Annotated in this window: 32 protein-coding genes; 11 read left to right on the forward strand and 21 right to left on the reverse strand. The window is 39.8% G+C overall.

The genetic code is table 11. The annotated features are described in order from the left end of the window. Position 1: 1 nt before the first annotated feature. Positions 2 to 1,177 carry an ATP-dependent DNA helicase gene (locus BW976_RS11965; protein ID WP_076373530.1) on the reverse strand — a complete coding sequence of 392 codons (1,176 nt, stop codon included), beginning with the start codon at positions 1,175 to 1,177 and terminating at the stop codon, positions 2 to 4. A 192-nt stretch (positions 1,178 to 1,369) separates the two neighbouring features. Next, on the reverse strand, positions 1,370 to 1,867 hold the full coding sequence (locus tag BW976_RS11970) for a hypothetical protein (protein WP_076373531.1): 498 nt from the start codon (positions 1,865 to 1,867) through the stop codon (positions 1,370 to 1,372). 116 nt (positions 1,868 to 1,983) lie between these two features. On the opposite strand from BW976_RS11970, the gene BW976_RS11975 reads away from it, so the two are divergent. Then, positions 1,984 to 2,217, forward strand: a complete 234-nt coding sequence (locus BW976_RS11975) for a hypothetical protein (protein WP_076373532.1) — start codon at positions 1,984 to 1,986, stop codon at positions 2,215 to 2,217. Positions 2,218 to 2,219: 2 nt separating this feature from the next. Here the strand turns inward: BW976_RS11975 and BW976_RS11980 are convergent, their stop codons facing one another. From BW976_RS11980 to BW976_RS12040, 12 genes are all read right to left on the reverse strand, one after another. Further along, on the reverse strand, positions 2,220 to 3,518 hold the full coding sequence (locus tag BW976_RS11980; protein WP_076373533.1) for a PcfJ domain-containing protein: 1,299 nt from the start codon (positions 3,516 to 3,518) through the stop codon (positions 2,220 to 2,222). Positions 3,519 to 3,520: 2 nt separating this feature from the next. Next, the gene (locus tag BW976_RS11985) at positions 3,521 to 3,913 is read right to left on the reverse strand and encodes a PcfK-like family protein (RefSeq protein WP_076373534.1); all 393 of its coding nucleotides are present in this window, start codon (positions 3,911 to 3,913) and stop codon (positions 3,521 to 3,523) included. Positions 3,914 to 3,949: 36 nt separating this feature from the next. Continuing rightward, positions 3,950 to 4,195 (reverse strand): hypothetical protein, encoded by a 246-nt coding sequence (locus tag BW976_RS11990; RefSeq protein WP_076373535.1) that lies wholly within the window; start codon positions 4,193 to 4,195, stop codon positions 3,950 to 3,952. Next, the gene (locus BW976_RS11995; protein ID WP_076373536.1) at positions 4,195 to 4,827 is read right to left on the reverse strand and encodes a hypothetical protein; all 633 of its coding nucleotides are present in this window, start codon (positions 4,825 to 4,827) and stop codon (positions 4,195 to 4,197) included. The genes BW976_RS11990 and BW976_RS11995 overlap by 1 nt, the downstream gene beginning before the upstream one ends. 54 nt (positions 4,828 to 4,881) lie before the next feature. Next, entirely contained in the window at positions 4,882 to 5,265 is a 384-nt protein-coding gene (locus BW976_RS12000) for a hypothetical protein (protein ID WP_217696243.1), read from the reverse strand. 128 nt (positions 5,266 to 5,393) lie between these two features. Further along, the gene (locus tag BW976_RS12005) at positions 5,394 to 5,582 is read right to left on the reverse strand and encodes a putative quorum-sensing-regulated virulence factor (RefSeq protein WP_076373537.1); all 189 of its coding nucleotides are present in this window, start codon (positions 5,580 to 5,582) and stop codon (positions 5,394 to 5,396) included. Positions 5,583 to 5,584: 2 nt separating this feature from the next. Continuing rightward, complete coding sequence (locus BW976_RS12010) at positions 5,585 to 6,496, reverse strand: hypothetical protein (protein WP_076373538.1); 912 nt, start codon at positions 6,494 to 6,496, stop codon at positions 5,585 to 5,587. A 129-nt stretch (positions 6,497 to 6,625) separates the two neighbouring features. After that, a complete protein-coding gene (locus BW976_RS12015) occupies positions 6,626 to 7,321 on the reverse strand; it encodes a hypothetical protein (protein ID WP_076373539.1) in 696 nt (231 codons plus the stop codon). A 21-nt stretch (positions 7,322 to 7,342) separates the two neighbouring features. Continuing rightward, on the reverse strand, positions 7,343 to 7,786 hold the full coding sequence (locus BW976_RS12020; RefSeq protein WP_076373540.1) for a hypothetical protein: 444 nt from the start codon (positions 7,784 to 7,786) through the stop codon (positions 7,343 to 7,345). Then, positions 7,783 to 8,082, reverse strand: a complete 300-nt coding sequence (locus BW976_RS12025; protein WP_076373541.1) for a helix-turn-helix domain-containing protein — start codon at positions 8,080 to 8,082, stop codon at positions 7,783 to 7,785. The genes BW976_RS12020 and BW976_RS12025 overlap by 4 nt, the downstream gene beginning before the upstream one ends. Before the next feature lie 22 nt (positions 8,083 to 8,104). After that, positions 8,105 to 8,497: a hypothetical protein gene (locus tag BW976_RS12030; protein ID WP_076373542.1), complete on the reverse strand. Its 393-nt coding sequence runs from the start codon at positions 8,495 to 8,497 to the stop codon at positions 8,105 to 8,107. 249 nt (positions 8,498 to 8,746) lie between these two features. After that, positions 8,747 to 8,986, reverse strand: a complete 240-nt coding sequence (locus BW976_RS12040; RefSeq protein WP_076373544.1) for a helix-turn-helix transcriptional regulator — start codon at positions 8,984 to 8,986, stop codon at positions 8,747 to 8,749. 134 nt (positions 8,987 to 9,120) lie between these two features. Between BW976_RS12040 and BW976_RS12045 the strand changes: the two genes are divergently transcribed. The 5 genes from BW976_RS12045 to BW976_RS12065 all read left to right on the forward strand — a co-directional run bounded on the left by BW976_RS12045 (position 9,121) and on the right by BW976_RS12065 (position 12,502). Continuing rightward, positions 9,121 to 9,768, forward strand: coding sequence for a LexA family transcriptional regulator (locus tag BW976_RS12045; protein WP_076373545.1), 648 nt, complete (start codon positions 9,121 to 9,123; stop codon positions 9,766 to 9,768). Positions 9,769 to 9,802: 34 nt separating this feature from the next. Continuing rightward, the gene (locus BW976_RS12050) at positions 9,803 to 10,423 is read left to right on the forward strand and encodes a hypothetical protein (protein WP_076373546.1); all 621 of its coding nucleotides are present in this window, start codon (positions 9,803 to 9,805) and stop codon (positions 10,421 to 10,423) included. 2 nt (positions 10,424 to 10,425) lie between these two features. After that, positions 10,426 to 10,821 carry a hypothetical protein gene (locus tag BW976_RS12055; protein WP_076373547.1) on the forward strand — a complete coding sequence of 132 codons (396 nt, stop codon included), beginning with the start codon at positions 10,426 to 10,428 and terminating at the stop codon, positions 10,819 to 10,821. Further along, entirely contained in the window at positions 10,821 to 11,234 is a 414-nt protein-coding gene (locus BW976_RS12060) for a helix-turn-helix domain-containing protein (protein WP_076373548.1), read from the forward strand. The genes BW976_RS12055 and BW976_RS12060 overlap by 1 nt, the downstream gene beginning before the upstream one ends. 245 nt (positions 11,235 to 11,479) lie before the next feature. After that, entirely contained in the window at positions 11,480 to 12,502 is a 1,023-nt protein-coding gene (locus BW976_RS12065; protein WP_076373549.1) for an alpha/beta hydrolase, read from the forward strand. Positions 12,503 to 12,568: 66 nt separating this feature from the next. Here BW976_RS12065 and BW976_RS12070 read toward each other — a convergent pair whose 3' ends face one another. Continuing rightward, positions 12,569 to 12,787 (reverse strand): hypothetical protein, encoded by a 219-nt coding sequence (locus BW976_RS12070; protein WP_139332285.1) that lies wholly within the window; start codon positions 12,785 to 12,787, stop codon positions 12,569 to 12,571. Positions 12,788 to 13,133: 346 nt separating this feature from the next. On the opposite strand from BW976_RS12070, the gene BW976_RS12075 reads away from it, so the two are divergent. After that, positions 13,134 to 14,564: an MATE family efflux transporter gene (locus tag BW976_RS12075; RefSeq protein WP_076373551.1), complete on the forward strand. Its 1,431-nt coding sequence runs from the start codon at positions 13,134 to 13,136 to the stop codon at positions 14,562 to 14,564. Between the two features lie 159 nt (positions 14,565 to 14,723). Here the strand turns inward: BW976_RS12075 and BW976_RS12080 are convergent, their stop codons facing one another. Both BW976_RS12080 and ychF read right to left on the reverse strand, forming a co-directional pair. After that, positions 14,724 to 15,179, reverse strand: a complete 456-nt coding sequence (locus BW976_RS12080; RefSeq protein ID WP_076373552.1) for a nuclear transport factor 2 family protein — start codon at positions 15,177 to 15,179, stop codon at positions 14,724 to 14,726. Positions 15,180 to 15,214: 35 nt separating this feature from the next. Then, positions 15,215 to 16,318 (reverse strand): redox-regulated ATPase YchF, encoded by a 1,104-nt coding sequence (gene ychF / locus BW976_RS12085; protein WP_076373553.1) that lies wholly within the window; start codon positions 16,316 to 16,318, stop codon positions 15,215 to 15,217. 271 nt (positions 16,319 to 16,589) lie between these two features. Here ychF and mgtE point away from each other — a divergent pair, with 271 nt between their 5' ends. Together mgtE and BW976_RS12095 are read left to right on the forward strand one after the other, a co-directional pair. Next, positions 16,590 to 17,960, forward strand: a complete 1,371-nt coding sequence (gene mgtE / locus BW976_RS12090) for a magnesium transporter (protein ID WP_076373554.1) — start codon at positions 16,590 to 16,592, stop codon at positions 17,958 to 17,960. A gap of 159 nt (positions 17,961 to 18,119) precedes the next feature. Next, on the forward strand, positions 18,120 to 19,244 hold the full coding sequence (locus BW976_RS12095; protein ID WP_076373555.1) for a hypothetical protein: 1,125 nt from the start codon (positions 18,120 to 18,122) through the stop codon (positions 19,242 to 19,244). A 12-nt stretch (positions 19,245 to 19,256) separates the two neighbouring features. On the opposite strand, the gene BW976_RS12100 is transcribed toward BW976_RS12095, so the two are convergent. Then, a complete protein-coding gene (locus tag BW976_RS12100; protein ID WP_076373556.1) occupies positions 19,257 to 20,897 on the reverse strand; it encodes an FMN-binding glutamate synthase family protein in 1,641 nt (546 codons plus the stop codon). A 164-nt stretch (positions 20,898 to 21,061) separates the two neighbouring features. On the opposite strand from BW976_RS12100, the gene BW976_RS12105 reads away from it, so the two are divergent. Both BW976_RS12105 and BW976_RS12110 read left to right on the forward strand, forming a co-directional pair. Then, on the forward strand, positions 21,062 to 21,604 hold the full coding sequence (locus BW976_RS12105) for a YceI family protein (protein ID WP_076373557.1): 543 nt from the start codon (positions 21,062 to 21,064) through the stop codon (positions 21,602 to 21,604). Between the two features lie 602 nt (positions 21,605 to 22,206). Beyond that, positions 22,207 to 22,827 (forward strand): L-threonylcarbamoyladenylate synthase, encoded by a 621-nt coding sequence (locus BW976_RS12110; protein ID WP_076373558.1) that lies wholly within the window; start codon positions 22,207 to 22,209, stop codon positions 22,825 to 22,827. Between the two features lie 92 nt (positions 22,828 to 22,919). On the opposite strand, the gene trpA is transcribed toward BW976_RS12110, so the two are convergent. The 3 genes from trpA to BW976_RS12125 all read right to left on the reverse strand — a co-directional run bounded on the left by trpA (position 22,920) and on the right by BW976_RS12125 (position 25,604). Beyond that, positions 22,920 to 23,687 (reverse strand): tryptophan synthase subunit alpha, encoded by a 768-nt coding sequence (gene trpA / locus BW976_RS12115; RefSeq protein WP_076373715.1) that lies wholly within the window; start codon positions 23,685 to 23,687, stop codon positions 22,920 to 22,922. Positions 23,688 to 23,794: 107 nt separating this feature from the next. Further along, positions 23,795 to 24,976 (reverse strand): tryptophan synthase subunit beta, encoded by a 1,182-nt coding sequence (gene trpB / locus BW976_RS12120; protein WP_076373559.1) that lies wholly within the window; start codon positions 24,974 to 24,976, stop codon positions 23,795 to 23,797. Then, entirely contained in the window at positions 24,960 to 25,604 is a 645-nt protein-coding gene (locus tag BW976_RS12125) for a phosphoribosylanthranilate isomerase (RefSeq protein WP_076373560.1), read from the reverse strand. Before BW976_RS12125 ends, trpB begins: the two co-directional genes overlap by 17 nt. Positions 25,605 to 25,606 lie beyond the last annotated feature (2 nt).

Genomic DNA, 25,606 nt, shown 5'->3' on the forward strand with positions numbered 1-25,606 from the left:
ACTACCTGTTTATAATTACCAAGCCTGATGGACTTTTAACCCTAGATAGCGCTGTATAAAGTTGACCTTTACTAAAGCAGTCACGGGATAGATCTATTGTAACCTCTTCAAAGGTCAATCCCTGGCTTTTATGTATTGTTAATGCATAGGCAAGGCGAATTGGTATCTGAGTGATGCTTCCCACCTCTTTAAGTTCTAAACCATCCTGCGCTGCATTTAATACATATTCTTTTTTGGTGAATTGGATTGGCTCTAATGGATGCTTAACGCCATTTACATCTATAAATATGGAATCGTTAATAACACGGAAGATTCCAATTTTACCGTTTACAAGGTTGTTGTTTTTAGAATTGATCAGGTACATCACAGTTGCGCCATCCTTCACAACAACTTTTGATTCAAGGTTAAAATCAGTGATTTTTACCTTTCCTGTAATCATGGCATCAAAAACATACTCTTTGCTATTAATTGCTCTAAGGCCATCAATATTATATTGCGTAACAGTTGCTTTGTGTGGCGCAAGAATAACGCCCCTTGTTTCAGTACCTATAAACCTTCTGAAATAATCACTTTTGCCACCATCACGGATAATATTTAGATTTTGAATAAACTCTTCATCAGTTTGCCTCAGCACTTCATCAAGCTCAATATCTTCAACTGCTAGTTTATCATAGATCTTGGAGTTGAAAAATTCCGACCCATCATATATGCCAAATAATACGCTGCGCATATTATCATCAATCACGGCGGGTAGCTGCTTAAGGTCTCCAATAAATACGATCTGAATAGATTTTAGACTTTTACATCCATTCTTAACTAATGTCCAATTTATGGCATCGAGTAGATCAGGCCTCAACATGGATACTTCATCAATGAAAATAACATCGATCTTTTCCATTAACCGGCGCTTTTCAGACTTGAAATAACGACAGGTTTCATATGTCAGTACCCCAAACGGATCAAGAGAAAACATGGAATGTATCGTTTGTCCACCTATATTATTTGCAGCAATCCCGGTTGGAGCCAGGGCTACTACATTTTTTTTCTGCTTTTTTAATAACTCAATTGCGAGATTTACCACGAATGACTTACCAGTGCCGGCCTTACCCGTTAAAAACACATTTTTCCCATCAAGAATAGATGAAAGAAAGAGTTCCTGTTTTTTAGACAATTGCATATTTAGGGGTGGTTAATTACTATTAAAAAACATCATTACCCCCGCAGGCAATAGTTTAGCGACTTTGGAAACCCGCAAATGGATGCGTGGTTGACCTACGGAGGTAATGATTAAATATTTTGTGGTTTTGGTCGCTAAACCGTGTTTCAAATATACAAAAACTTATTTCTACAATTAATATATTAATAAGTTTTAAGCCAATTTTAGAAAAAAAGTATCGTTAGAACGTTGCCCGCTGATCTTTCCTTTGAAAGTACTACGGTTCATTCCGATAGAATCAGCAGCTTCATTATTTGAAAAATAGTAGATACCTGTTATCTGGTTCAGAACGATCACCCGGGCGCGATAATTAAACCTGACTTTTTTTAACGCAACCTTTTGCTTTTTACCAAGTTTCAAGAACTTTGCGCGGCGCTTAATAACTAATGTTGAGCAAGCTAAAACTTCTGCCATTTGCTGAATAGCCAGCTTGTTCCAGTTATTGTATATAAACCAATCTCTGAATCCATAGTTAACTTTAGACTGCATGATCATTTCATGAATAACCGGTGCACAGTAAAGATTTATAATGGCTTCAATCGAGCTTACAGATATACCGGTGGTATTTGATATAATTGAAGGTGTTTCTTTCATGCCTATGTATCTTTCGATGATTTCTGCGTTGCGTTTTAGGAGTTGTTGAGGTGTCATGGCTTTACTTTATCATAATCTAATTAACATTCCTGGGTGAAGCCTTCACTATTTCTGTTATTGAAATAGGTTATAAAATATTTCATATCTTCATATTGGTTAATTACTATAAAAGCATGAAAGAACCATTTGACGAAATAGAACTCGACCGTAGAAATCAACTTTTTAATGCATTGATATTTATCCTTAGAAAGCAACATTATCCAGAGATTACCGACAATTTCATTGCCATTGAAGGAGAACCGGGTAGGCAGGGGAACGAACATGCTACCATTTTTTTTAATCCTGAAATTAGCGACGATCACCGGAAAGAAATTCAAAAAATTTACCGCTCTGTGTACAATTATTAATCTCATGCTGCAACACTTTTAGTCTCTCTATAAACCTTCCGGATAACAGGCAAATTCTTCCTCACTAGTTTCAATATATCATTGTGATGCGGGGTTGGTAAATTCTGTAAGCCTCTTGACTGCTTTATTTTCATTTCATCGAGTGCAACCTCAATCGTTTCCACTGGTTTGCCGTCTATGCGGGCAGAAAGAATGAGAGATTTTTCCTTTTTGAAATATTCGTTCGTAAAAATACAATGGTGTAATTTCAAACCTTCCTCCGCGAACTCTGGAACACTTTCCAGTACCTTAATGGTTATCGTTCCATTTGTAAACGCCAAACCGAAAAAAGCTTTCTTAGCTGACTCGTATGCCTCCTGCATTTCAATTGCCTCTCGACGCCTCCGTTCAGCTTCCCTCAGCTTTTGAACTTTCTGTTTTTTAACTACCAGTTGATCATGAGCTGATTTCAAATCGGCTGGAAACAGATAGCGTGGACTGTTCAGATCTTTATCAAAATATTGAAGTAGTGCCAGGTAATCCAACCAGGTAATAACATTTTCCGGCTGGATGATGATATTATTGCGGATTGCGATCTTAATGCTATTCCAATACCGGTATATATCATTTTCTCGATTACTAACACAAGCTTCTAATAAACCAATCTGTCCGGCTTTGATCAGCGTTTCTGATTTGGCGCTGCGCAGTATACCTTTCAATATTTTATATGATGACACTTCATGAACTGGGTAGGTATATCCATTTCGGGCAAAGACCGGTAATACTTTAAATTTCGGATAGGTTTTATCTGTCCACAGATCGAATTTATTACCGTGCCATCCGTCAGTACCTCTGATTTCAAGGTCACCATGGAAGTTATCGTAATTCCCCATATGCCCCCGATTTCGAGCAACAACATGCATATTCCCATCAACTTGAAAGAATTGCTGCACCACCTCCCTGAAATATTGTAACGGTGTTTCGCCAACCTTATGGTAACTTGATAATTCAAATATTCTAACCACCTGGTAGTCTATCCGAACGTCCAATACACTCATATATTTACGAACTTGATCAAACTTTCTTTTAAGCGTGTCCTCAATAGTTAGTTTGGTTTTACATGATGGGCAGGTAATTTTATTACCAACTTTTGGGCCAGCCCATGTATGACCGCAATCCAAACAGGATATACCTTTCTTATTGCGATACCCAATATGCTGCAGGCAGTGTTTAAAGGCGTATGCCCGTTGGTGCTTTGTCACTTCAGGCAAAGAATTACTGAGTGCAAGTATCGCATGGTGTAATTTTGTTCTTGGTCTCATGATCAGAAAAGAGCTGTTTGGTTTTCAATTACTTTGCTAACTACTTTTTTAACAGGCTTAGGTTGTGGTGTTGGCGTATCCCTAAAGCGCTGAGCGGTTTCAGAAACCACAGGTTTTGCCGGGGCATCCACATGATGATTAACCACTACCCGAGCATTAACAGTTTTACCCACCTCAATAACATCCTCATCATAGTAATGTACTGCCATACCGAAGATCTCTGCATCGGCAAATCCGACTTGACCGCTCTTTTGTACCTGATTTAGAATGTAAGTTGTACAGTCATCAATATTCTTATTCGGCTTATTAAGCGTTTCAGCGAACAACGGATCATTTATAGCCAGACTAAGCAAATGATCACTGATGATAGTTTTAAATGAATCTGAAGCTTTCATAAAAAAATTCGTTTGTCTTTTACCACCAAATCCCCGCTACTTGCGCAGCGGGGTGACCTTTATCACCATTTTATCCCACAAAAAACACCCGGCCTTGCAATGGATCAACCAATCATCATATCTGCGTATCGTGCGGAAAACCGGTTTTACTTCAATCACCTGCGAAACATGACCCTCTGGCGTATGTGTGTACCTTTCGCCTTCCTGTAATGTATGGAAGGCCACGCGCTCAGTTATGTCTACAGTTGGTATTGTTTCAATAAGTCTATTGTTGAATGGCATTATTTTATTTCGTAAACAGATTCTCTTTCGATTACAGGCATTGCGAGTATGTAGATATGATTTTTTGAAAATAGAGTTGCTGACTCTATACTTTCCTGGCTAACCAAATCAAGATCTGACAAGTCGAAATATTTACAGAGTTGATAAATCTTCTTCACGATTAAAGGCGAAAAGGTTGATTTTCCTATAGTTATAGCTTTAGAGGCGTCAGGAATAAGTTTCCCATTCGCATCGTCTAATGAACCGTTTCCATCACAAACCGGACAATCATCATCAGAAGTGTAATCCCGGCCTTTGTAAGTGTATCTAAACTCGACCTGACACTCTCCTTTGCAGGATTCACATTCTTTGTCCTCTTTAACCGTGGGCACTGCTTTCAGTGCGATAAGAATATCCTTTGCTGATATTGTTTTTAAAACTTGCCCAGATTTGGGTATTACCTTTAAAACGTTATCCTTATCGTATCCCTCTAAATCATGAATATTCGGAGCGAATTCTGAGGGTATTATCAACATTACATGCCGATCAGTAGCATAAACCTTATCTCCTATTTTAAAAGGAGTGCTACTCCAATCGCTTCCACCATCGCTATCGGTAACGAATAATTCCAGAAGTGAATTAATATCTTTCATAAATGAATTTTAAGGCCTGTACTTACATGTACAGGCCATTGTTAGGTTTGGCTATTAGAATGGAAGGTCATCGTCGTCAGTAAATGTCTCTGTACTTGCAGCTCCAGCTGTGTCATTTACTGATGTACTCCAATCTTTGATATTACCCAGTATTGGAGATAACTTTTTAGCCTCTTCCTTTTGAGCGTCGTTTAGACCTTTCCAGATGTTAGTGTCAGTAGTTTTGGAAATGAAGCCGTTCTGACCAAACTGATCTGCTTCCTCCTTCACCTTTACTTTTACAGACATATAAATTGCCTTTTCCTTTTCAAGTAATAGGTTTGCGCCGATAGGAATAAATATGCCACGGACGGGGCCGTTTTTCCCTTTTGCGTCCATCATCACATGGACTAATTTTGTAAGCGCAATGCTCCCTGATAGATCTTTGTCTATACTCATTTTTGATTTGATTTTAATTGCCTTTCGGCGGTTGATTATTTGCCTCTCGGCAGGTTAAATTATTTCGATAGTGGTGATTACAACTTCCGAATCCACGGCGGTTGTAATCTCATAGGTGGTAATTAACATTACCTGACTTTTTGTAATTGCTTTTTAATATTGGTATTGATAGAGGCCAGGTTGTTTTTGATATACTCCTTAAGCTCCCCGTGAGCTTTATTTTCAGTATAAATCCACAGCAGGTAACTATCAGGAACATTGGCCATTGCTTTGCCTTTGTGCATCCCCCAGGGCATAGGTGTGTTATCTGTATACATAATTAAGCTGCTTGAAGTATGTATTTACTATTCTCAACCAGTTGATCAATGTACTTTCTGCACATTTTAACCCTGATCTTCAGCTCTTCGATTACAGCCCGGTCTCGCTTTACAGTAAATATTTTCAAACGCAGATTTGGACCAAGATTAGAATAGGTCATTTCCTTATGAACCCTTTGGCGGATCTCATCAGTGATCAGGCCACGATGACCTTCCTCCCACGATAATGAGCGCATTTCTTTTTCCATCACGTTCAAAGGCGCATCCATTAGTGCGTAGCATAGTATCGCGTCATTAAAGTCAATACCATAATCGATGCTAACCAGGTGCAAATAAACCTGCAGCTGTATTTTATATGCCTCGTTGGGTATAATATCATCGAACAACGGCAACGTAAAACAGTCCCATACGTTTTTCATATCGATGACAGTTGGCGTAAACATCTCTATGATATTATTATCCTCTACAACTTCCTGTCTGTACAACTCAGTAATAATATCCGGTGTGCCTTCCATCCACTCGTCACTAAACCACTCTTCGTTTTTGGCAACTTGCCCCCAGCCCAATGATTGGGCCGCAAACTCTATGCTGTCATCTTCGCATGCAATACCTTTCTCCAAATACTTATTTGCAAAGTTTTTCCGGCGATCGTAAAGCTTTTCCTTAACCCATTTTTCGCAATATGATTTGGCGCCGGTTGGCAGTTCGGGATTGTTGAGCTTATAGTTTAAGGCTTCTAATTCAGCCTCCATATTTGGAGTCAATGGTTTAATACCCTTTTCACCGGTTTCAGCCGCTTTTTTACGATTTGATAACTCATCCCGCTTAGCCAGCTGTACATCTGTTAATCCAATTGAACCGGCGAGTATCTCACTGGCTGCACTGGCCCTAATTTTGAACTTTGGTAGTTGCATGAGATTTTGGTTTAGTTGCCTGCTGATTTTTCACAGCAGGCATTAGTAAATGTTGTTTAATTTGAAAGGCCTCGGATTGGTAGTATTCAGCTTCCTGGAACTGAATAAAAGCATCTTTTGAATAGGACATTAGGCGGCGATAGGATCTGATATTTCCGGCATAATACTATCAGCGGTATCGTATTGTGCCTGGGTGAAAGAGAATGCTTCCTTAGCCTTACCGTAAACATCTTTGTCGCCGGCCTTAATTTTATCACATAATTGTTTAAACATTTTATCAGTAATGGCTGGCAGTTCCTTTACTTGGGGCTCTAATGGCATTACCTCATGGGGGATATCAATAGTTTCCATTTCCTCTGGGGTATATACTGGGCCTGAGAACACATCAGGGCAATACCACTTAACTCCATTGGAAATTGCACGGGCAAAAAGCATATTTTTGGGAAACTTATCTATGTTTTTGGTTTGGGCCTTTTTGGCATCATCAATTGTGAATTTGCTTTTGCCTATTGATTTAGTGCCTTGGAAAAACTCAAGTTCGCAAGCTTTGTCATCTAATTGGATAACATTGTAATCATACTTACCAGATCCCTTTACAGTTGATGCAATTAATCCGGCTCCTATTGTAGGCTTGCCCTGTATAATATGTATGCCACTCATAGCGGCGAATGGAGGTATTCCAATTTCCTGACCGGCTTGTATTTTAACGAATGCCTGGCCCATTTGCTTGGCATCCGTGAACATTCCGCTGTCAGCGAAGGTTTGTGCCATCGTCATTATATCTGATACCGGCATTGATTTGATAGTTGCTAATTCAGTTTTCATATGTTTTATTTTATAGTGTTTTTACTTTTTATTTAATATTTCCAATACCTCTACCTTAACCTCTTCCATAGCGATCTGATCCTCGACCTTTGAAATGATATCGTGCCGCTGGTTGTAAAGGCTGCGTACGCATGGTATGTCTTCCAGGCAGTCAAATAGGTTTAGTAACCGAATATGCTCTGTAGTTCTATCCAGTTCATAGCTAATCTCACGCATCCAGTTACGAAACCTAGTGTGGGTAAAACCGGCATTCTTATCGTAGGATAATGGATAGATTGTTTTAGCTATCTTGGGGGCTAAGCATGATCTGTTTTTCACCTTATGCACTAGTCGCTTAACCCTTCCAATAGTTCGGTATATTGCTTTAAAAGTGGACCTAACAGCTACCTTGAAGGCGGTAAAGTCAGGGTTAGTAGCCAACCAAGCATTATATTCTTCAATGGTAGTTTCGTGTGTGATGATCATGCTATTTTCCTCCTTGATGATTTGGTTTTAAAATAGTTTTGTTCCATGTAGGCCTCGACGTCTTTGCGTTTGAATCGGATGCATCCGCCTACACTGGAATACCCAATATCTTGTTTGTTAGCCATTAGCCAGGTCTTACCAAAGCCTGTAATCTCCATAGCCTCATTTACTGTTAAATATGGCTTTCTAGCTTCGGCCAGTTCTGAAATGGTAGACATCACTACAGACCTCAATCCCTTTACCTCACCAATCAACGCCTGTAGTGTTTCTGTTTCAACGAGTGATATACCTTCCATCTTAGTTGTATTCTGTTAAAATTTAATTGGTTAGGGATGATTTCAGGACTGCACGTTTAACTAAGTTCAGGGCCACATTTTGCTCTGCTGGCAGGGCATCCTGGATAAACCATTTTAAAGGCTCGTTAATAATGATACGATCAGTGTAAGTGCGACCACTGTGGGTGAACTTGGTTCCTTCATAACTATTCAAATCATTAGCCGCAATGATCTCAGCAAACTTTGATATGGGTAACTTATACATTACCGCATCACCCAAATCAGCAACCTGGTGTTTATTATCTTCTAAGTAAAGCGTCAGGAAGTTCTCAGAAAGCTCGTGATCAGCAATTACAATCCTGTTAGTATCAAAATTTGCGGAGCAGAATAATGATAATAAGCTGATGTTGGTTTTTTGAAGTGTTAAAGTTGACATTGCAGGTAGGTTGTAATAATTATGATTCTCGATATACCCAGATTGCTAACAATCCATCTCTTTCCTCTTTATTGGCTACATATACCCTGTCTGGGTAATTAAGCTTTACTCGTGTACTGATGGCTGGCCTGATAGAACTCTCTTTATCCAAAGGGAAAGGTCTCGCATGTTCTTTTCCGATCAATACAATGTCTGCAATCAGACTAGGCCATGAGGTGCCTCTTTGTGGTGTTAATACTTGCATAAAATTTAATTGATTAAACCTTTCTTGATACCGAAGTAAACCAGTTGCCGGCCATCCTGAAGTCCAGTCTTTTGCCTTATGCTTTTCAAGTGCGATAGCACAGTGTAATAGCTGATATTTAAATCCCAGGCAATGTTCTTGTCTGGTAACAGTGATCGCTCAACGATCTCAATTTCTCTTTTGGTTAGTATGCCAACCTCAAAGTTGATCTCAGGCACACCGTAATTTGTTATTAGCTGATTCATGGTAGTACTTATTTGCTATATGCACGTTTATTGTTTATGTTTATCTTTGTTGTTATTGAACAATACAAATGTAATCATTATCTAACATTTGTCAATACTTTTGTTAGATAAAATATATATTAAATCACAATAAATTGGAAATCAGAGGAATAACTTTAAAGCAAGCTTTACAAAAAGCAAAAATAAAGCAAGAAGAAGCGGCTATAAGACTTGGAATTTCACGCCCTACACTAAGCGTGTGGTGCAACAAAGATTATTTATCAGAAGACTCCATAACATTAGTAAAGACAAAACTTGGAATTGACTTGACAAATATTAGCGAATTTCAAGCAAGTGATACGCCTATAACAAACAACCCATCGATTAACAAAGAAAACAAGGGTGTCCCTTATTTTGATATTGACTTTATTGGAGGGTTTGATTTAGTATTCAATAGCCACCAAGTAAATCCTTCATTCTATATCGATTTTCTTCCATTTAACGATGCTGATTATTGGGTTAATGTCACAGGTAAAAGCATGGGGCCATTAATAGCGCATGGTGACATTATTGCCTTAAAAGAAGTTAAAGAATGGAAAAGATTCCTTTTAGAGGGAGAAATATATGCTATTTTAACAGACAATGGATTTCGAACTGTAAAAATCATTGGCAAAGGTCCAGACAATGATCATTTCATGTTAATTCCCTATAACAAAAGTGAAGACTATAATCCCCAACCAATTCCAAAGGATGTGATAACTCACGTCTTTAGAGTAAAGGGTGCTATTAAGAAGTTCTTCTGATACTCAAAAACCATCATATCATACTTATCACAAAATGAAAAAAAGACTATTAATTATACTATTGTCCATAGGAATTGGCTTTCATGTATTCGCGCAAAAAAGCGATTATAAAGCGCGTCTTACTAAGGTTGAGGTACAGGGCAAGGTAACAGCTGACAGCAGTAACATTAAAGTTGATAGCACAATCAATGCCTTCAATCCACAATATATATTTACCGACAAGGACATCGATATAATTTGGCTTTACGCACTAACCGAGTTTGATTTTATACTAACCAACAAATCAGAACAAACAATCAAAATAATCTGGGATGACGCTGCATACATTGACAAAGACGGAACAACACATAAAATCTTCCATAAAGGTGTGAAGTATCTCGATAGGAATAATTCTCAGCCCCCGAGCGGTATTATAAAAGGCGCTAAAATATCTGATCTCATAGCACCGACAGATTATGCCTATTATTCAAGTGGTAGTTATGGAGGCTGGCAACAGACTAGGTTATTCGAAAAGCCAAAAAGACACCAACCGGCTTTATTCGATAACATAACATCAAGAATACTGTTGCCTATCTCTTTCAACGGTACCACGATCGAATACATATTTACCTTCTCTATAAATTGGTTTGAAGAGGTAAAAAAGAAGAAAGGATAAGTATGGCGAGCAGGCTCAAACCAAACAATCAGGCTAAATTCGATCTAATAAGCTCGGTGTGCGATACAGCGCTCCGTATTATACATAACAGTAGTTTTTACGGCAGTGAACTGTGGCCTACTGGTGGATTTAAAGCCAACAGTCAAGGCGGAACCGATTGTATAGGATATTGTGTTAATGCTTTCGGCTATGAATTAACTCCTAAAACAGGACGATTCGTGATATATATGTGTGATGACTATGACGAAGAGAGAAAAGAAGACCAGTTTGGCCAAATAAAGTTACTCCTAGACTATGCTTATTATAATGACATTTTATTTGAAGACGAATTCAGAGGAGTAACAGTTAGACATGATCACCATTGGTTCAAATTTACTTACACACCAAAAGCAGAATAATGACGACCATCTCAAAGATTAATGACATCGACCTGGCGAACCGCCTAAAGGTTTTTAGAACTACTTATATAGATAAAAGCCAGAATAAGGCGGCGAAAAAGCTTGAGGTTTCCCAAGGTAACCTTTCCAATATGGAGCTTGGTAAAATACCCATTCGATACGATTTTGTAAAAAAACTCGTAGATAATTATGGATTAAATCAGGAATGGTTCACATCAGGTAAAGGAAAAGCGGCTGATAAAGGAACCAGAAAGAAAACTGTAATAACCGATATGGAAACCCTGAATACTGAATTTGAGACATTAAAAAACCTGATGAAAATCTTAGAAGCCAATCAGAATCATTTAATAGGAATCGTGGAGCGCCAGGCTGCACAATTGAAACAACTTGAACAACAATTATCTAATAAGTAGACACCAATAGAACACCTTTTTTATAAATCAAACACAACAAACTGATATATAACGATATAAAACATTACGCATAAATCTCGTCGGGAGCACCCAGCAGGACAACGTTAAATTTGAGTCAGTTGTCCTGCTTTTCTACTTTAGCAACACATTGTTAATCAGGTAAATAAATTTAAAAGAATCGTTTTAATATATGCCCCGTATGGGCCTGGAAAAATATAGAAAGAACAATTAAACACTACCGAACAATGGAAACAGGAAGAAAACAAATGATTAAAGCAGGTGTATCCCTGTTGTTAATGCTTTGGGTGATTAAGCTTTCAGCTCAGCAAAATAATTTTTCGGAGAACTACAGTGGTTATCTTACTGAAACAAGCAATTATTATAAAAATCAACCTGCTGCTCCCCGAATCGAACTAACTCCGGCAATTATTAAGGCATTCAGACAGGTGATTGATAAGCAGCCAAGACACACTTTACTTACGCCATCTGTTGAAGAAATTGATGGGCCTAACGGAAAAATAGGGTTACGGATATTCAGGCCAGAAAAAATCAATGCCGTTTATTTGGATATACATGGCGGAGGCAATATTTATGCAAGTGCGCGGTTTGGTGATTCGATTAACGATGTGATGGCACGAAAATGTAATATTGCAATCGTAAGTGTGGATTATCACCTGGCGCCAGAATTTCCGTATCCGGCGCAAATTCTTGATTGCAACACTGCTGCGAAATGGCTATTGAAAAATGCCCGGGTGAAATTTGGAACTGAAAAAATATTTGTCGGTGGTGGTTCTGCCGGAGCGCAAAACGCAGCGGCCACAATTATTTATATCCGGGATTCCTTGAAGTCAGCAGATAAAATTCTTGGTGTAGGGTTACAATATGGTATTTTTGACTTGAGTAAAACGCCGTCACACCGCTTAATTACAGAAAAAACACCTGTTCTAAACAAATATACTTTAGAAGAGATGATGAAAGCTGCGTATGGTCAATTTTCGATAGCGCAGTTGCAAAATCCGCAATTGTCGCCGCTATATGCTGATTTAAGAAATTTGCCGCCTGCATTTTTTATGTGTGGCATGGCCGATGCTTTTATCGATGATACTAATTTTATGGAATCCCGTTGGCGAATGGCAGGCAATAAAACTTACCTAGCACTGTTTCCGGAAGCGGCTCATGGATTTAATTTGGAGCCAATTAAAATTGCTGAGGTTGCAAACAATCTGTATTTCGAATGGATTAAAAATCTGATTGCAAACTCAAAGTGACCTCACTATCCTTTCAACAATGCAGTGTTGCGTCATGAGCAATCGGATATGGTTTTCGATATCAGCTCAATCGTCACAATGTGAAATATGATTCATATTTAAAATGGCATCTACCTCCTGGAGAAAATGCTGATGCTCCATTTCTTCTACCTCAAGCTGCGTTAAGCCGCTGTACTCTGCTTTGTTTTTATGCCTGTTTCTAATGATGATCACAATAGGTATGCATACCTGTATGATCATAAAGGCTACCGTAATCTGGAACATATAAGTGACTAATGTATCCATAATAGTAATACAAATAAGGTATCAATTGGTGTTGTTAATTTAACGATTTTTACGCGATTTTAGATGCGTATTTGCCACTTTTTCCACTTTCCTAACCAATTAATGAGTTTATAACATTTTATATAATAAAATGCCTCAACAGCTAAAAAGCTGATATTTTTAACCCCATTTGCCGCCAATCTGTTTACCCGTTTTTACCTAAGGCGTAACGTTTTACCTATTTTCAACGTAACTATTATTATATTTTTTTAATAATGCTTGACTAACCAAAAGGCTTCTTTATATTTGTAACCAAAAGGTTTCATATTAATGGTTAAACATCTATTCCTTATAATCCTGTATATTTATGTTAGAGACAATTCAACCCAAACCTAAAAGTAAAATATCCTCTTTTTTCTCTGTTTTAAAGCAATCACTTAAAGGCGCCGAAGTTGACCTAACCTCCATCAGCATTAAAAGAGCCATTATTTTGTTAGCCATCCCCATGATGCTGGAGATGGCCATGGAGTCGGTATTCGCATTGGTCGATCTGTATTTTGTGGGGCATTTGAAAAACAGCAGCCTCGCCATACAAACCGTGGGTTTAACAGAATCGGTATTAACGGTAATATATTCGCTGGCTATAGGTTTGAGCATGGCAGCCACAGCAGTAGTTGCCCGTCGTATTGGTGAAAAAAATCCAGAGGCGGCCTCAAAAGCGGGTATGCAAACCATTATTATTGCTGTAATTATCAACCTTACCATTAGCATTATTGGGCTATTACACGCCCGGGATATCCTGCTGACCATGGGTGCCTCTGCCGAAACCGCAGATCATGGAACAAACTTTGTCCGCATCATGATGGGCGGAAGTATCATTATCGTGATGCTGTTTTTGATCAACGGTATTTTCAGAGGAGCAGGTAACGCCGCTATCGCTATGCGAAGCCTTTGGATAGCCAACATCGCTAACATTATCCTATGTCCTCTTTTTATCCGGGGTTTGGGACCTATCCCGGCTTTTGGCTTAACCGGTGCCGCCATCGCTACTACTATTGGTCGGGGACTAGGTGTTAGCTATCAGGTTTACAATTTGTTCAACGGGAAAAATATCCTAAAAATACGGTTAAGCTATTTTGTGCCCGACTGGCAGCAGATTAAAGCTATCATCAAAATTGCCGCACCTGGTATTTTACAATTTGTAATAGCCAGTTGCAGCTGGATATTCCTGGCCGAGTTGGTGGCTACCACAGGCGGCGAAGCCGGCTCTGCAGGCTATCAAACGTCCCTGCGGTTAATGATGTTTTTCCTGTTACCTGCCTGGGGCTTAAGCAACGCAGCCGCGACGCTGGTAGGACAAAACCTAGGTGCAGGCCATATAGACAGGGCCGAAAAATCGGTATTTCAAACCATTAAATACACCATGGTGTTCCTGGGCATTGTAAGCATTTTGTTTTTAACCTGCGGGCATTTATTCGCGTCGTTTTTTACCGAGGACATAGCGGTTATAAAAGTGGCTACACGCTCCTTACAAATTTTAAGCGGGGGCTTTATTATTTACGGGGTGGGAATGGTTTTAACCAGCGCTTTCAATGGCGCCGGCGATACCTGGACACCTACCAAGATCAATATTTTCACCTTCTGGGTATTCCAGATCCCTTTTGCTTATTTACTGGCTAAATACTTTGAAATGGGCCCAACAGGCGTTTTTATTTCTATCCCGGTTGCCGAAGTGGGGCTTACCTTAGGGGCCTATATTTTATTTAAGCGTGGCAGGTGGAAAAAAATTAAGGTTTAGAGGGAAGTCGGGAAGTCCATAGTCGATGGACCATAGTCCATGAAGTCCGCAAGTAAAAAAGTCCGAAAATTTGGAGAGTGTAACCCTCCAAACTTTCGGACTTTTCTTTTGATCTTTATGTTTATATCTTACTGACTATGGACTTCCCGGCTTATTTTCTTACGGCACTTTTACTGCCTGGCGCGCCAGCAATTGCCATTGCGTTTTATTTTTAACCCATACCAGCAATATACCCAGCTTGGTTATTCCAGGGCCTTTACCTTTATCATTAGTAGCCGCGGTTAGTATATGGCGTACAACAGCCGTATTACCTACTACCTTAACCTCTTGATCGGTCAGGTTTATAGATACAAAATGAGATGCGCCAGTAGCAAGATCACTTATAAATTCTTTTTTAGTTTGCAGTTTGCCGCTTGAATGACCATAGCTTAACTCGCCCGATGTCAATTTCTCCAGCGTAACGGTATCGGCATCAACCATGGCTTTACGTAATTGCTCAGTGGCTTGTGTTACCTCAGCAATCAGCTTTAAATTTTGAGCAGAAGATTTTTCCATATGGAGCATAAAGGTTACTGCAAAGCAAAGCAAGGCTTTTAATAAAAAAGATTTTTTCATAGGATTTTCAAATTTGGTGTTTAACAAATATAATGTTAAACGTTAAATCTGAAGTGCATAATGTCGCCGTCCTGTACAATATAGGTTTTTCCTTCAATAGCTAGCTTGCCATTCTCTTTGATAACAGCTTCTGAGCCGTTAAATTTAACAAAGTCGTCATATTTAATCACCTCGGCGCGGATAAATCCTTTTTCAAAATCGGTATGGATCACTCCTGCAGCCTGCGGTGCTGTAAAGCCCTGGGTAATTGTCCAGGCACGTACTTCCTGTACACCCGCGGTAAAGTAAGTAGCCAGGTTAAGCAATTTATAGGCTGCTTTGATCAGCTTATTTACGCCCGATTCTGTCAATCCCAGATCATCCAGAAACATCTGGCGTTCTTCGTAAGTATCCATCTGCGCTATTTCCGATTCTATCTGTGCCGAAATCACCAGTACTTCCGCATTTTCTTCTTTAACAGCAGCTTTTACCTTTTCTACATAAGCGTTGCCGGTATTTACCGAGGCTTCGTCAACATTACAAACGTACATGACAGGTTTTGCGGTAAGCAACCACAAATCGGCAACATATTCCTTATCCTCTTCAGCAACCGGCGCGGTACGGGCCGATTTACCTGTTAGCAGGTGCTCCTTGTAAACGGTTAAAACATCAAAGGTTTTTTTGGCTTCTTTGTCGCCACCGGTTTTGGCCATTTTTTCAACTTTCTGGATCTTTTTCTCTATCGATTCCAAATCCTTTAGTTGCAATTCGGTATCAATGATCTCTTTATCACGTATCGGGTCAACCGAGCCATCAACATGTATCACATTGTCATTATCAAAGCAGCGCAATACGTGTATAATAGCGTTGGTGGCACGTATGTTGCCCAAAAACTGGTTACCCAATCCTTCGCCTTTGCTCGCTCCTTTAACCAAACCTGCTATATCAACAATTTCAATAACGTTGGGTACAATGCTTTTGGGCTGTACTATTTCGGTAAGTTTGGTTAAACGTTCATCCGGTACCGTAATTACGCCTACGTTTGGTTCAATAGTACAGAACGGAAAATTAGCCGCCTGTGCCTTGGCATTTGATAAGCAATTAAAAAGTGTCGATTTACCTACGTTTGGCAAACCCACTATTCCACATTGTAAACCCATATTTTATTATAAACAGTAAATTCTAAACTCTAAATTCTAAACCCCAAAAGTCAAATTCTGAAAATCCTTTAATTCTGAAAACTACGAAGTACTCTTGAACGCCTTAAAAAAACAAGCAACAAGTGAAAAATTCTGATTCAGACTACCGATAAAATTCGCGCAAAGATAACACAAAATTTTGCCTATAATTTGAAAAAATAAACGACTTTTGCCATCGTCAAATCAAGGCAAAACAGATTAATAATAACATGTAAACAACAGGGGGACATTTATGAACGAAATGGTTGAACAAATAGAATTGTTGCTGGAGCAGGAAAACAATAAACAATTAAAGGAATATTTGAACAACCTCAATATATCAGACGTTGAAGAACTGATAGGTGAATTACCCGAACATGGCCCCCGATTTATTGAAACACTGTCGCTCAACCGGGCTGTTAACGTTTTCCGGATACTGGACTCTCCTACCCAGGAACGTATCATCAAAAAGCTTTCCGGTCAAAAAGTTGCCGACCTGATTAACGCATTACCTCCCGATGACCGTACCGCCCTTTTTAGCGAATTACATGGCGATGCTGTTAAAACATTGATCCTGCACCTGTCGCCGGATGATCGTAAAGAAGCACTCTCTTTATTAGGTTACGAGGAAGACAGTGTTGGCCGTTTGATGACACCCGATTACATTGCCGTTAAGAAAACATGGGATGTTACACGTGTACTATCCCACATCCGCCGCTACGGTAAAAACTCCGAAACCATTGATGTGATCTATGTAATAGACGAAAACGGCGTACTGCTTGACGACATCAGGATACGGGAAATATTATTGGTTAAACCCGAAACCAAAGTAAGCGACCTGATGGACGGGCGCCTGATATCTCTCAGTGCCAGCGATCCGCAGGAAGAAGCTATCAATATATTCAGGATGAATAACCGTGTGGCCCTGCCCGTGGTGGATAATGAACATATATTGCTGGGTATTGTAACTGTCGACGATATTTTATGGATAGCCAACGAAGAATATACCGAGGATATCCAGAAAATTGGTGGTACCGAAGCATTGGACGAGCCGTACCTGGATATTAACCTGTTCCGGCTGGTTAAAAAACGTGTTGGCTGGCTTATCATTTTATTCCTGGGCGAAATGTTGACCGCTACCGCCATGGGATTTTTTGAGAAATCAATTGAAAAAGCGGTGGTACTGGCCCTGTTTATCCCGCTTATTATATCAAGCGGTGGCAACAGCGGTTCACAGGCTTCTACCTTAATTATACAGGCTATGGCCCTGGGTGAAGTTACTGTTATGGACTGGTGGCGGGTAATGCGCCGTGAGCTATTGTCGGGCTTAATGCTGGGCCTAACACTGGGATTAATAGGATTTATGCGTATTTACATCTGGACCATGTTTTCGCCCATTTACGGGCCACACTGGATATTGGTAGGCTTAACCGTAGGATGCGCCCTGGTTGGTGTTGTATTGTGGGGATCACTGGCAGGCTCCATGCTACCACTTATCCTGAAAAAACTTGGTGCCGACCCTGCAACATCGTCTGCTCCATTTGTGGCTACCCTGGTAGATGTTACCGGCCTCATCATTTACTTCAGCATCGCTGTGATGATCATGAAGGGTGTGATGTTGTAATGAGGGAACGCTTTTGCTCAGCTCTAGCCAGGTGATTGCACTGGTAATGCAATTTTAGCCGAACGATATATTGAAAAGGGGGAGCTTTCGCTCCCCCTTTTCAATATATAAATCTTAAATTTATAAAATAAAAAACCTAAATATCTTTATCACATAACGATGAATAAAAAAAGTGAAACTCAAATATCTCTTGTCGATTCTATAAAACAAACCGGATTTATTTTAGAACATCAAGTGGCTACTATGCTTGAAGAAAAAGGATGGGCAGTTATTCATACCAGATATTATCTTGATGATGTCATTTCACAACAAAGAGAAATCGATATGGTAGCCTATAAAGTTCAAATAAAAGATGACTTTAGACTTGTTACTGCCTTAATCATAAGTTGTAAAAAAAGCGATCTATATGATTGGATTTTTTTAACTAGAAAAGCACCCGCAATGAATTACAATTTAAATTTATTCCCGGTGACATTCTCATCCAATATCGATGAATTTAATTACGAAGTAAAATTAGTCAATTGGAATGAGGAGTTAAAAACGCAATCAGATTCTTTGCCCCAACTAATTAGAAAACTAAATCAATACGATGAAACGATATTCGCATTCAAAGAATTTAAAACAGATAGCTTAAAAGGTCGTTCAGATTCTTCAATTTTTGATAGTATATCATCATTAATAAAGGCCCAATCATATGAGATTAAAAGTCTCAAAAACAGAAGAAAGACAACTGAAAAGTATATTTATAATTTCAATTTATTATCCATATCTGACGTGATTTTCAAAAAAGTATTATTTGATAAAGAAAATATTACTGAAACAACTATAGATAGAATTAATTATATAAATCGATTTCTAATCAATAATGAAGAACAATATTCAAGAATTGATTTCATAACTTTTAAAAAATTAAAAAATGCCATAGATGATTATGACAGTCTCCATCAATTGAACCTCCAATTTTGGGATACATTAGAAAACAGATTCTACGATAACGTCTGGGACGTTAGTAGAATAAATGACATAATTGAAAAAAATGGAAATAAATTCCTTTCACAAGTTAAATCGAAGATTTATGAAAGCAAATTGATTAATGACTCAGATTTTAAATCCTTAGAGTTTGATAAAAAAGAAAATAATCTAATAATTGATTGTTATTGCTCTTCTAAAAGTAATGAATACCTTAACACAAAACCACACATTCAATCTTTTACCAAATCTTGGTTAAAAAAGATTTTCAGATATGAAGGCTCCTTTACTTATGAAGATATCTTCCCATTTTAACTTTTAATTCGTCTAACTCATATACGAATTTACATTACTGTAATCAATATTGGTTACGTTGCTGTAATCAGGCACAAAGCTATCCTCGTTGCTGATGGCCATGTCCAGTTCAAAACTTGAGGGGTATGGCGTATTCAACAGGCTGCCTTTAGGGATGTAAGGGAACAATTCTGCGTAGGTTTGTATCTGACTGTGGTTGATTCGGCGATAGATGAACATACGGTGCAGATCGCATGGTTTTACCAGGCCGGCAGCCCCTATCATTTGTATGGCACTACTTACCGTTTGGTTATGAAAATTGGCCACCCGCACCTTTTTATCGTCAACCACCAAGCCGCGCATCAGACTTTTATCCTGCGTGGCTACTCCGGTTGGGCAGGTGTTCATGTTACATTCGAGCGCTTGTATGCAGCCCAGGGCAAACATCATTCCGCGGGCGCTGTTGCACATATCGGCACCGAGAGCGAAATTCTTCACCAGGTCGAACCCAGTAGCCACCTTACCCGAGGCGATGATCTTGATATATTTTTTAATGTCGAAACCAGTTAAGGCATCATAAATAAAGGCCAGAGCCTCGCGCAGGGGCATGCCTACGGAGTTCGAGAATTCCAGCGGTGCGGCTCCGGTACCACCTTCGCCCCCATCCACGGTAATAAAATCGGGATAGATGCCAGTTTTCACCATAGCCTTACATATCGCTAAAAACTCACTCTTATGGCCCACACAAAGCTTAAAGCCGATGGGTTTACCGCCAGATAGTTCGCGTAGTTTCTTGATAAATTGGGTTAAGCCGATAGGATCATTAAAAGCGGTATGATATGGAGGCGATACCACGTCCTGTCCCATCTCTACCAGCCTGATCCGGGCAATTTCCGGTGTAACTTTAGCAGCGGGTAATATCCCGCCATGACCAGGCTTGGCTCCCTGCGAAAGCTTGATCTCGATCATTTTTACCTGCGGCAAAACGGCACGCTTGGCAAAAGCATCATAATCAATAGTACCATCGGTATGGCGACAGCTGAAATAACCGGTACCTATTTGCCATATAATATCGCCGCCAGGCTGCAAGTGATAATCGCTCAGGCCACCTTCGCCGGTATTATGCGCGAAGTTGCCCAGCTTGGCGCCACCATTCAGGGCCAGGATGGCATTCTCGCTCAACGAACCAAAGCTCATGGCCGATATATTATAAACGCTGGCCATATAAGGTTGCTTACAATCGGGACCGCCTACTTTTACTCTTGGCGACAGATCAAGATGATGATGATCAACCGCCGCGATGCTGTGGTTAAGCCATTCGTAGCCATTTTCATATACATCCAGTTCGGTACCAAAGGGACGCGTATCGTCAACCTTTTTGGCACGCTGATATATCACGCTGCGGTTTTGGCGGTTAAACGGCGTTCCATTGGTATCGCTCTCAATAAAATACTGGTATATTTTGGGACGGAGGTCTTCCATCAGAAAACGCAGATGACCAAACACGGGGTAGTTGCGCACTATGCTGTGTTTTTTTTGCACCAAGTCATAAAAGCCCACGGCATATATAGGTACCATGATCACGAACGACCAGGCGGCCGGCTTCCATAATATAGTCCACCCGATGAGCGCGGCGAATATGATAATGAACGAGGTAATGAAAAGCTTCTTCATAAATAGATTATTTAATATAAAAATAACTCTTAAAGTTAAACATTAGCGCAATTGTATGGTTAAACTTGTACTTGATTGTCGGCGAATTGTAATGAAATAAAAATAGATGTTTAAACATCTATTTTATTATTATCTTTGACTCAACAAAACAAATAAAAAAAATCATGGCAACAGAAACAGCAACAAAATGGGTTATCGACCCAATGCATTCAGAAGTACAATTTAAGGTAAAACACTTAGTTATCTCAACCGTAAGTGGTTTTTTCAAAAGCTTTGGCGGTGAAGTAATTACCGAAGGAGATGATTTTGACAATGCCGAAGTGGATTTTTCACTGGACATTAACAGCATCGACACTAACCAAACCCAGCGCGATGAGCACTTAAAAGGCGGCGAGTTTTTTGACGCGGAAAAATATCCAAAGATCAGCTTCAAATCAACCTCATTAACCAAAACTGATGATGAGGAATACGAATTAAAAGGCAACCTGACTATAAAAGACGTTACTAAACCAGTAACCCTTACTGCCGAATTCGGTGGTTCAGCAGCCGATTTTTATGGCAACACCAAAGCAGGTTTTGAAATTACAGGTAAAATAAACCGTAAAGAGTTTGGTTTAACCTGGGATGGAGTAACCGAAGCAGGCTCTGTTGTAGTTGGTGAGGACATTAAATTGCTTATCAACCTACAGTTGACCAAACAAGCTTAATTGTTTTAATACTGTTGCTGTGTTTTAACATTTAAAAGCCGGCGTTGTTGCCCAGGTAGCAACCCGGTTTATTGAAAACGCTTCAACGGGTTAAAATATATGATGATGATGAAGTCATTTGCCTTTGGCAAGTGACTTTTTTTATTGACACGCTTAAAGGATTAGCAGGATTTTAATAGATCAATAAAAATAGAGGTAATCCTGAACTTGAGTGATAAAGAAGCGATCTACTCTCCCTAAAATTTCGTATATTTACATATATAGCAGCCCGGTTCTCTTTTTATTAGAGAACCGGGCTGTTTAGTTAAGAGAGAAACAAGGGCAAAAAGCGTCCATTATTAAGTCAAATAATTGAATATCAATATTTTAATACTTTTTAAAGTTTCAAAAATGGCCCAAAATCGTTTTAAAATTTGTTAAAAAGTGTTAAAATTGGTGGTTTTGAATGAATTTTTGAACGTTTTCATCCCGTTTTTGAGCAGAAAAGTGTTAAAATAAGAGGTTTAAAAAGTTTTCCTTACCCCCAAATGTTAAAATCCTGGCGGTCGACATTTAACACCCACCATTTTTAAACCAACTTATAAGTATATTTGTTATACATCATGCTTATTAAAATATATCCCGAAAATCCTAACCCTAAAGCTATAGAGCAGGTGGTTGAAGTATTACGCAAAGGAGGCCTCATCATATACCCCACCGATACCGTTTACGGCCTGGGTTGCGATATTACCAATCATAAAGCTATTGAGGCCATTTGCAAAATCAGGAACATCAAACCCGAAAAGGCTAATTTCTCTTTTATATGCTACGACCTGAGCCATATATCTGATTATATCAAACCGATTGACAATACCACCTTCAGGGTGCTAAAAAAGGCTTTACCAGGGCCGTTTACCTTTATATTCAATGCCAGCCATATGGTACCTAAGCTATTGAGCTCCAATAAAAAAACGGTGGGTATCAGGGTACCGGACAATGAGATAGCCCGTGAGATTGTGCGGGTTCTGGGTAACCCTATCCTCTCTACCTCTATTAAGGACGATGATGATATTATAGAATACTCCACAGATCCGGAGCTCATCTACGAAAAATATGAGGACCTGGTTGATATCGTGATCGATGGTGGTTATGGTGATAACATCGCCTCTACCGTAGTTGATTGTACCGAAGGCGATTTCGAGATCATCCGCGAAGGTAAAGGGGATCTGGAATTGTATTTGTAGGTTTTGGATTTAGGATTTTTAGATCAAGGAACGAGGATTTCAGATCACCGTATAAATAAAAGTCCTTATTCCTTCCTCCAAAAATCCTTGATCTATCTCATGCTCTGTATAAAAGCGGGTATTTTTTCCATATAGCCATCTTCGGCCAGTAGTTTTACAAACTTACTGCCTACAATAGCGCCGTTGGCGTACTCACAGGCCTTGGTGAAGGTAGCATTATCTGAGATACCAAAACCAATAATGGTTGGGTTTTTAAGTTCCATAGCCTTGATGCGCTTGTAATAATCCTCAATACTATTGGTAAGCTGCAAACTGCCACCGGTTATTGACGATGACGACAACAGATAGATAAAACTATTACTCAGCTCATCAATTTTGCGGATCCTATCAGACGATGTTTGCGGCGTAACCAGGAATATATTACTCAGGTTGTTATTGATAAAATGAGTCGAATACAAGGCTTCATATTCATACATGGGCAAGTCGGGCACAATAACGCCGTCTACACCCAGTTCAGCTGCTTTTTTGCAGAAACGCTCGATGCCGTATTGTGCAATAGGGTTAAAATAGCCCATGAGCAGTATGGGTATGGTAACCCGTTTACGCAGTTCTGTTAACTCTTCAAACAGATGATCGAGCGTCATGCCATTGATCAACGCCTGCTCGGAGCTATGTTGTATGGTCGGCCCATCGGCTACCGGGTCGGAGTATGGGAAACCCACTTCCAGGAAATCGGCCCCGGCTTTTTCCAAAGCCTCGGCAATATCCACCGTAGTGTTCAAGGCAGGATAACCCGCTGTATAGTATATCGATAACAGGTTATCTTTCTTTGATGCAAAAAGCTGGTTTAATCGGTTCATTGTGTAGCTTATAGTTGATGGTTCATTGTTCATGGTATCTCTTGTCTTATAGTTTATGATCATACTCTTTTTTCACTATGATCCATGAACTATTAACCATGAACCATCTAATAATTAAAATATTTGATAAACGTATCCAGATCTTTATCGCCACGGCCCGACAGGCAGATCACGACGTTATCTGTTAGATTAAATTTCATTTTTTCGAGCTGTGCCAGTGCGTGCGACGACTCAATGGCCGGGATAATGCCTTCCATTTGCGAGCAAAGTAAACCGGCCTTCATGGCTTCATCGTCGGTAACACTTACGTATTGAGCACGGTTTATTTTGTACAAATACGCGTGTTGTGGCCCAATGCCCGGATAATCCAAGCCCGCCGAAATGGAGTACGGTTCAACCACTTGTCCATCGGGTGTTTGCATTAATATGGTACGACTGCCGTGCAGAACGCCTTCATGGCCCAAAAAGGTAGTAGCCGCCGAATGGCCACTGTCAACGCCTTTACCGGCAGCTTCCACGGCCACCAGCTTAACCTGTTCATTATCTAAAAAATGATAGAACATGCCCATAGCGTTACTACCGCCGCCTACACAGGCCAGTACATATTCGGGCAATTCCTTGCCAGTATGTTCTACGAGTTGTTTTTTAGTTTCTTCGGATATGATCGACTGGAAACGGGCTACCATATCGGGATATGGATAAGGGCCAACCACCGAACCAATAATATAATGAGTATCAACCGGATTGGCTATCCAATCGCGCAAGGCCTCATTGGTGGCATCTTTGAGCGTTTTACTGCCCGATGATGCCGGTCTTACGGTGGCACCCAGCATTTTCATGCGGGAAACGTTGGGCGCCTGGCGGGCCATATCAATTTCGCCCATGTAAACCACGCATTCAATACCCATTAGGGCACATACGGTAGCAGTTGCTACACCATGCTGACCTGCACCAGTTTCGGCAATGATGCGTTTTTTACCCAAGCGTTTGGCCAACAATATCTGCCCGATGGCATTGTTGATCTTGTGCGAGCCGGTATGGTTTAAATCTTCGCGCTTGAAGAATATGTTAGCGCCGTATTTCTCCGAATATCTTTTGGCATGATACAGGGGCGAAGGCCTGCCTACATAGTTTTTGAGCAAATCATCAAACTCCGCCTTAAAATCCGGATCATTAATGATGTTGAGGTATTGTTGTCTTAGTTCTTCAACGTTTGGATACAGCATTTCGGGGATGTAAGCACCACCAAAATCGCCATAATAACCATGTTCGTTAACTCCGTATTTCATCTCTAATCGTTTGTTTTTTGATAATATCAAATGCTTTTTCCAATTTTTGGATATTTTTCAACCCAGGCTCGTCTTCAAACCGGCTGTTCAGATCAACCGCGTAAAATTGCGGATGTGCTATATTTTTTACTTCTTCTATATTATCCAAACTTATGCCGCCAGATAAAAAGAAGGGAATATCTAATGTATATTTATTTAAAATGTCCCAGTTAAAAGCCTTGCCCGAACCACCGTAAATACTCGTCTTGGTATCGAACATAAAATAATCTACATGACCGGCATAAGCATTCAGCTTGCCAAAATCAAAGTCGTTATCAACCCCAAAGGCTTTAATAACCGTTACTTTACCTTTAAAGGCACCACCAAATTCGGGACTTTCATCGCCATGCAATTGTATGGTGTCAAAACCATACTGCTCAATCAGCGAGCTGATGTTTTCGGCGGTTTCATTTACGAAAACCCCGGCTTTATGAATCTCTGGGGATATTGGGACCAGTGCATCTGCAGACAAAGTATCAATATAGCGTGGCGTACGCTCGTAACAAATAAAGCCCATATAGTGCGGTTGTAAAGCGGCTACGGCTTTGATGTTTTCGGGGTGCTTTAGGCCACAAACTTTGATCTTCATTG

Source organism: Mucilaginibacter lappiensis (genome assembly GCF_900155965.1).
GTDB classification, from domain to species: domain Bacteria; phylum Bacteroidota; class Bacteroidia; order Sphingobacteriales; family Sphingobacteriaceae; genus Mucilaginibacter; species Mucilaginibacter lappiensis.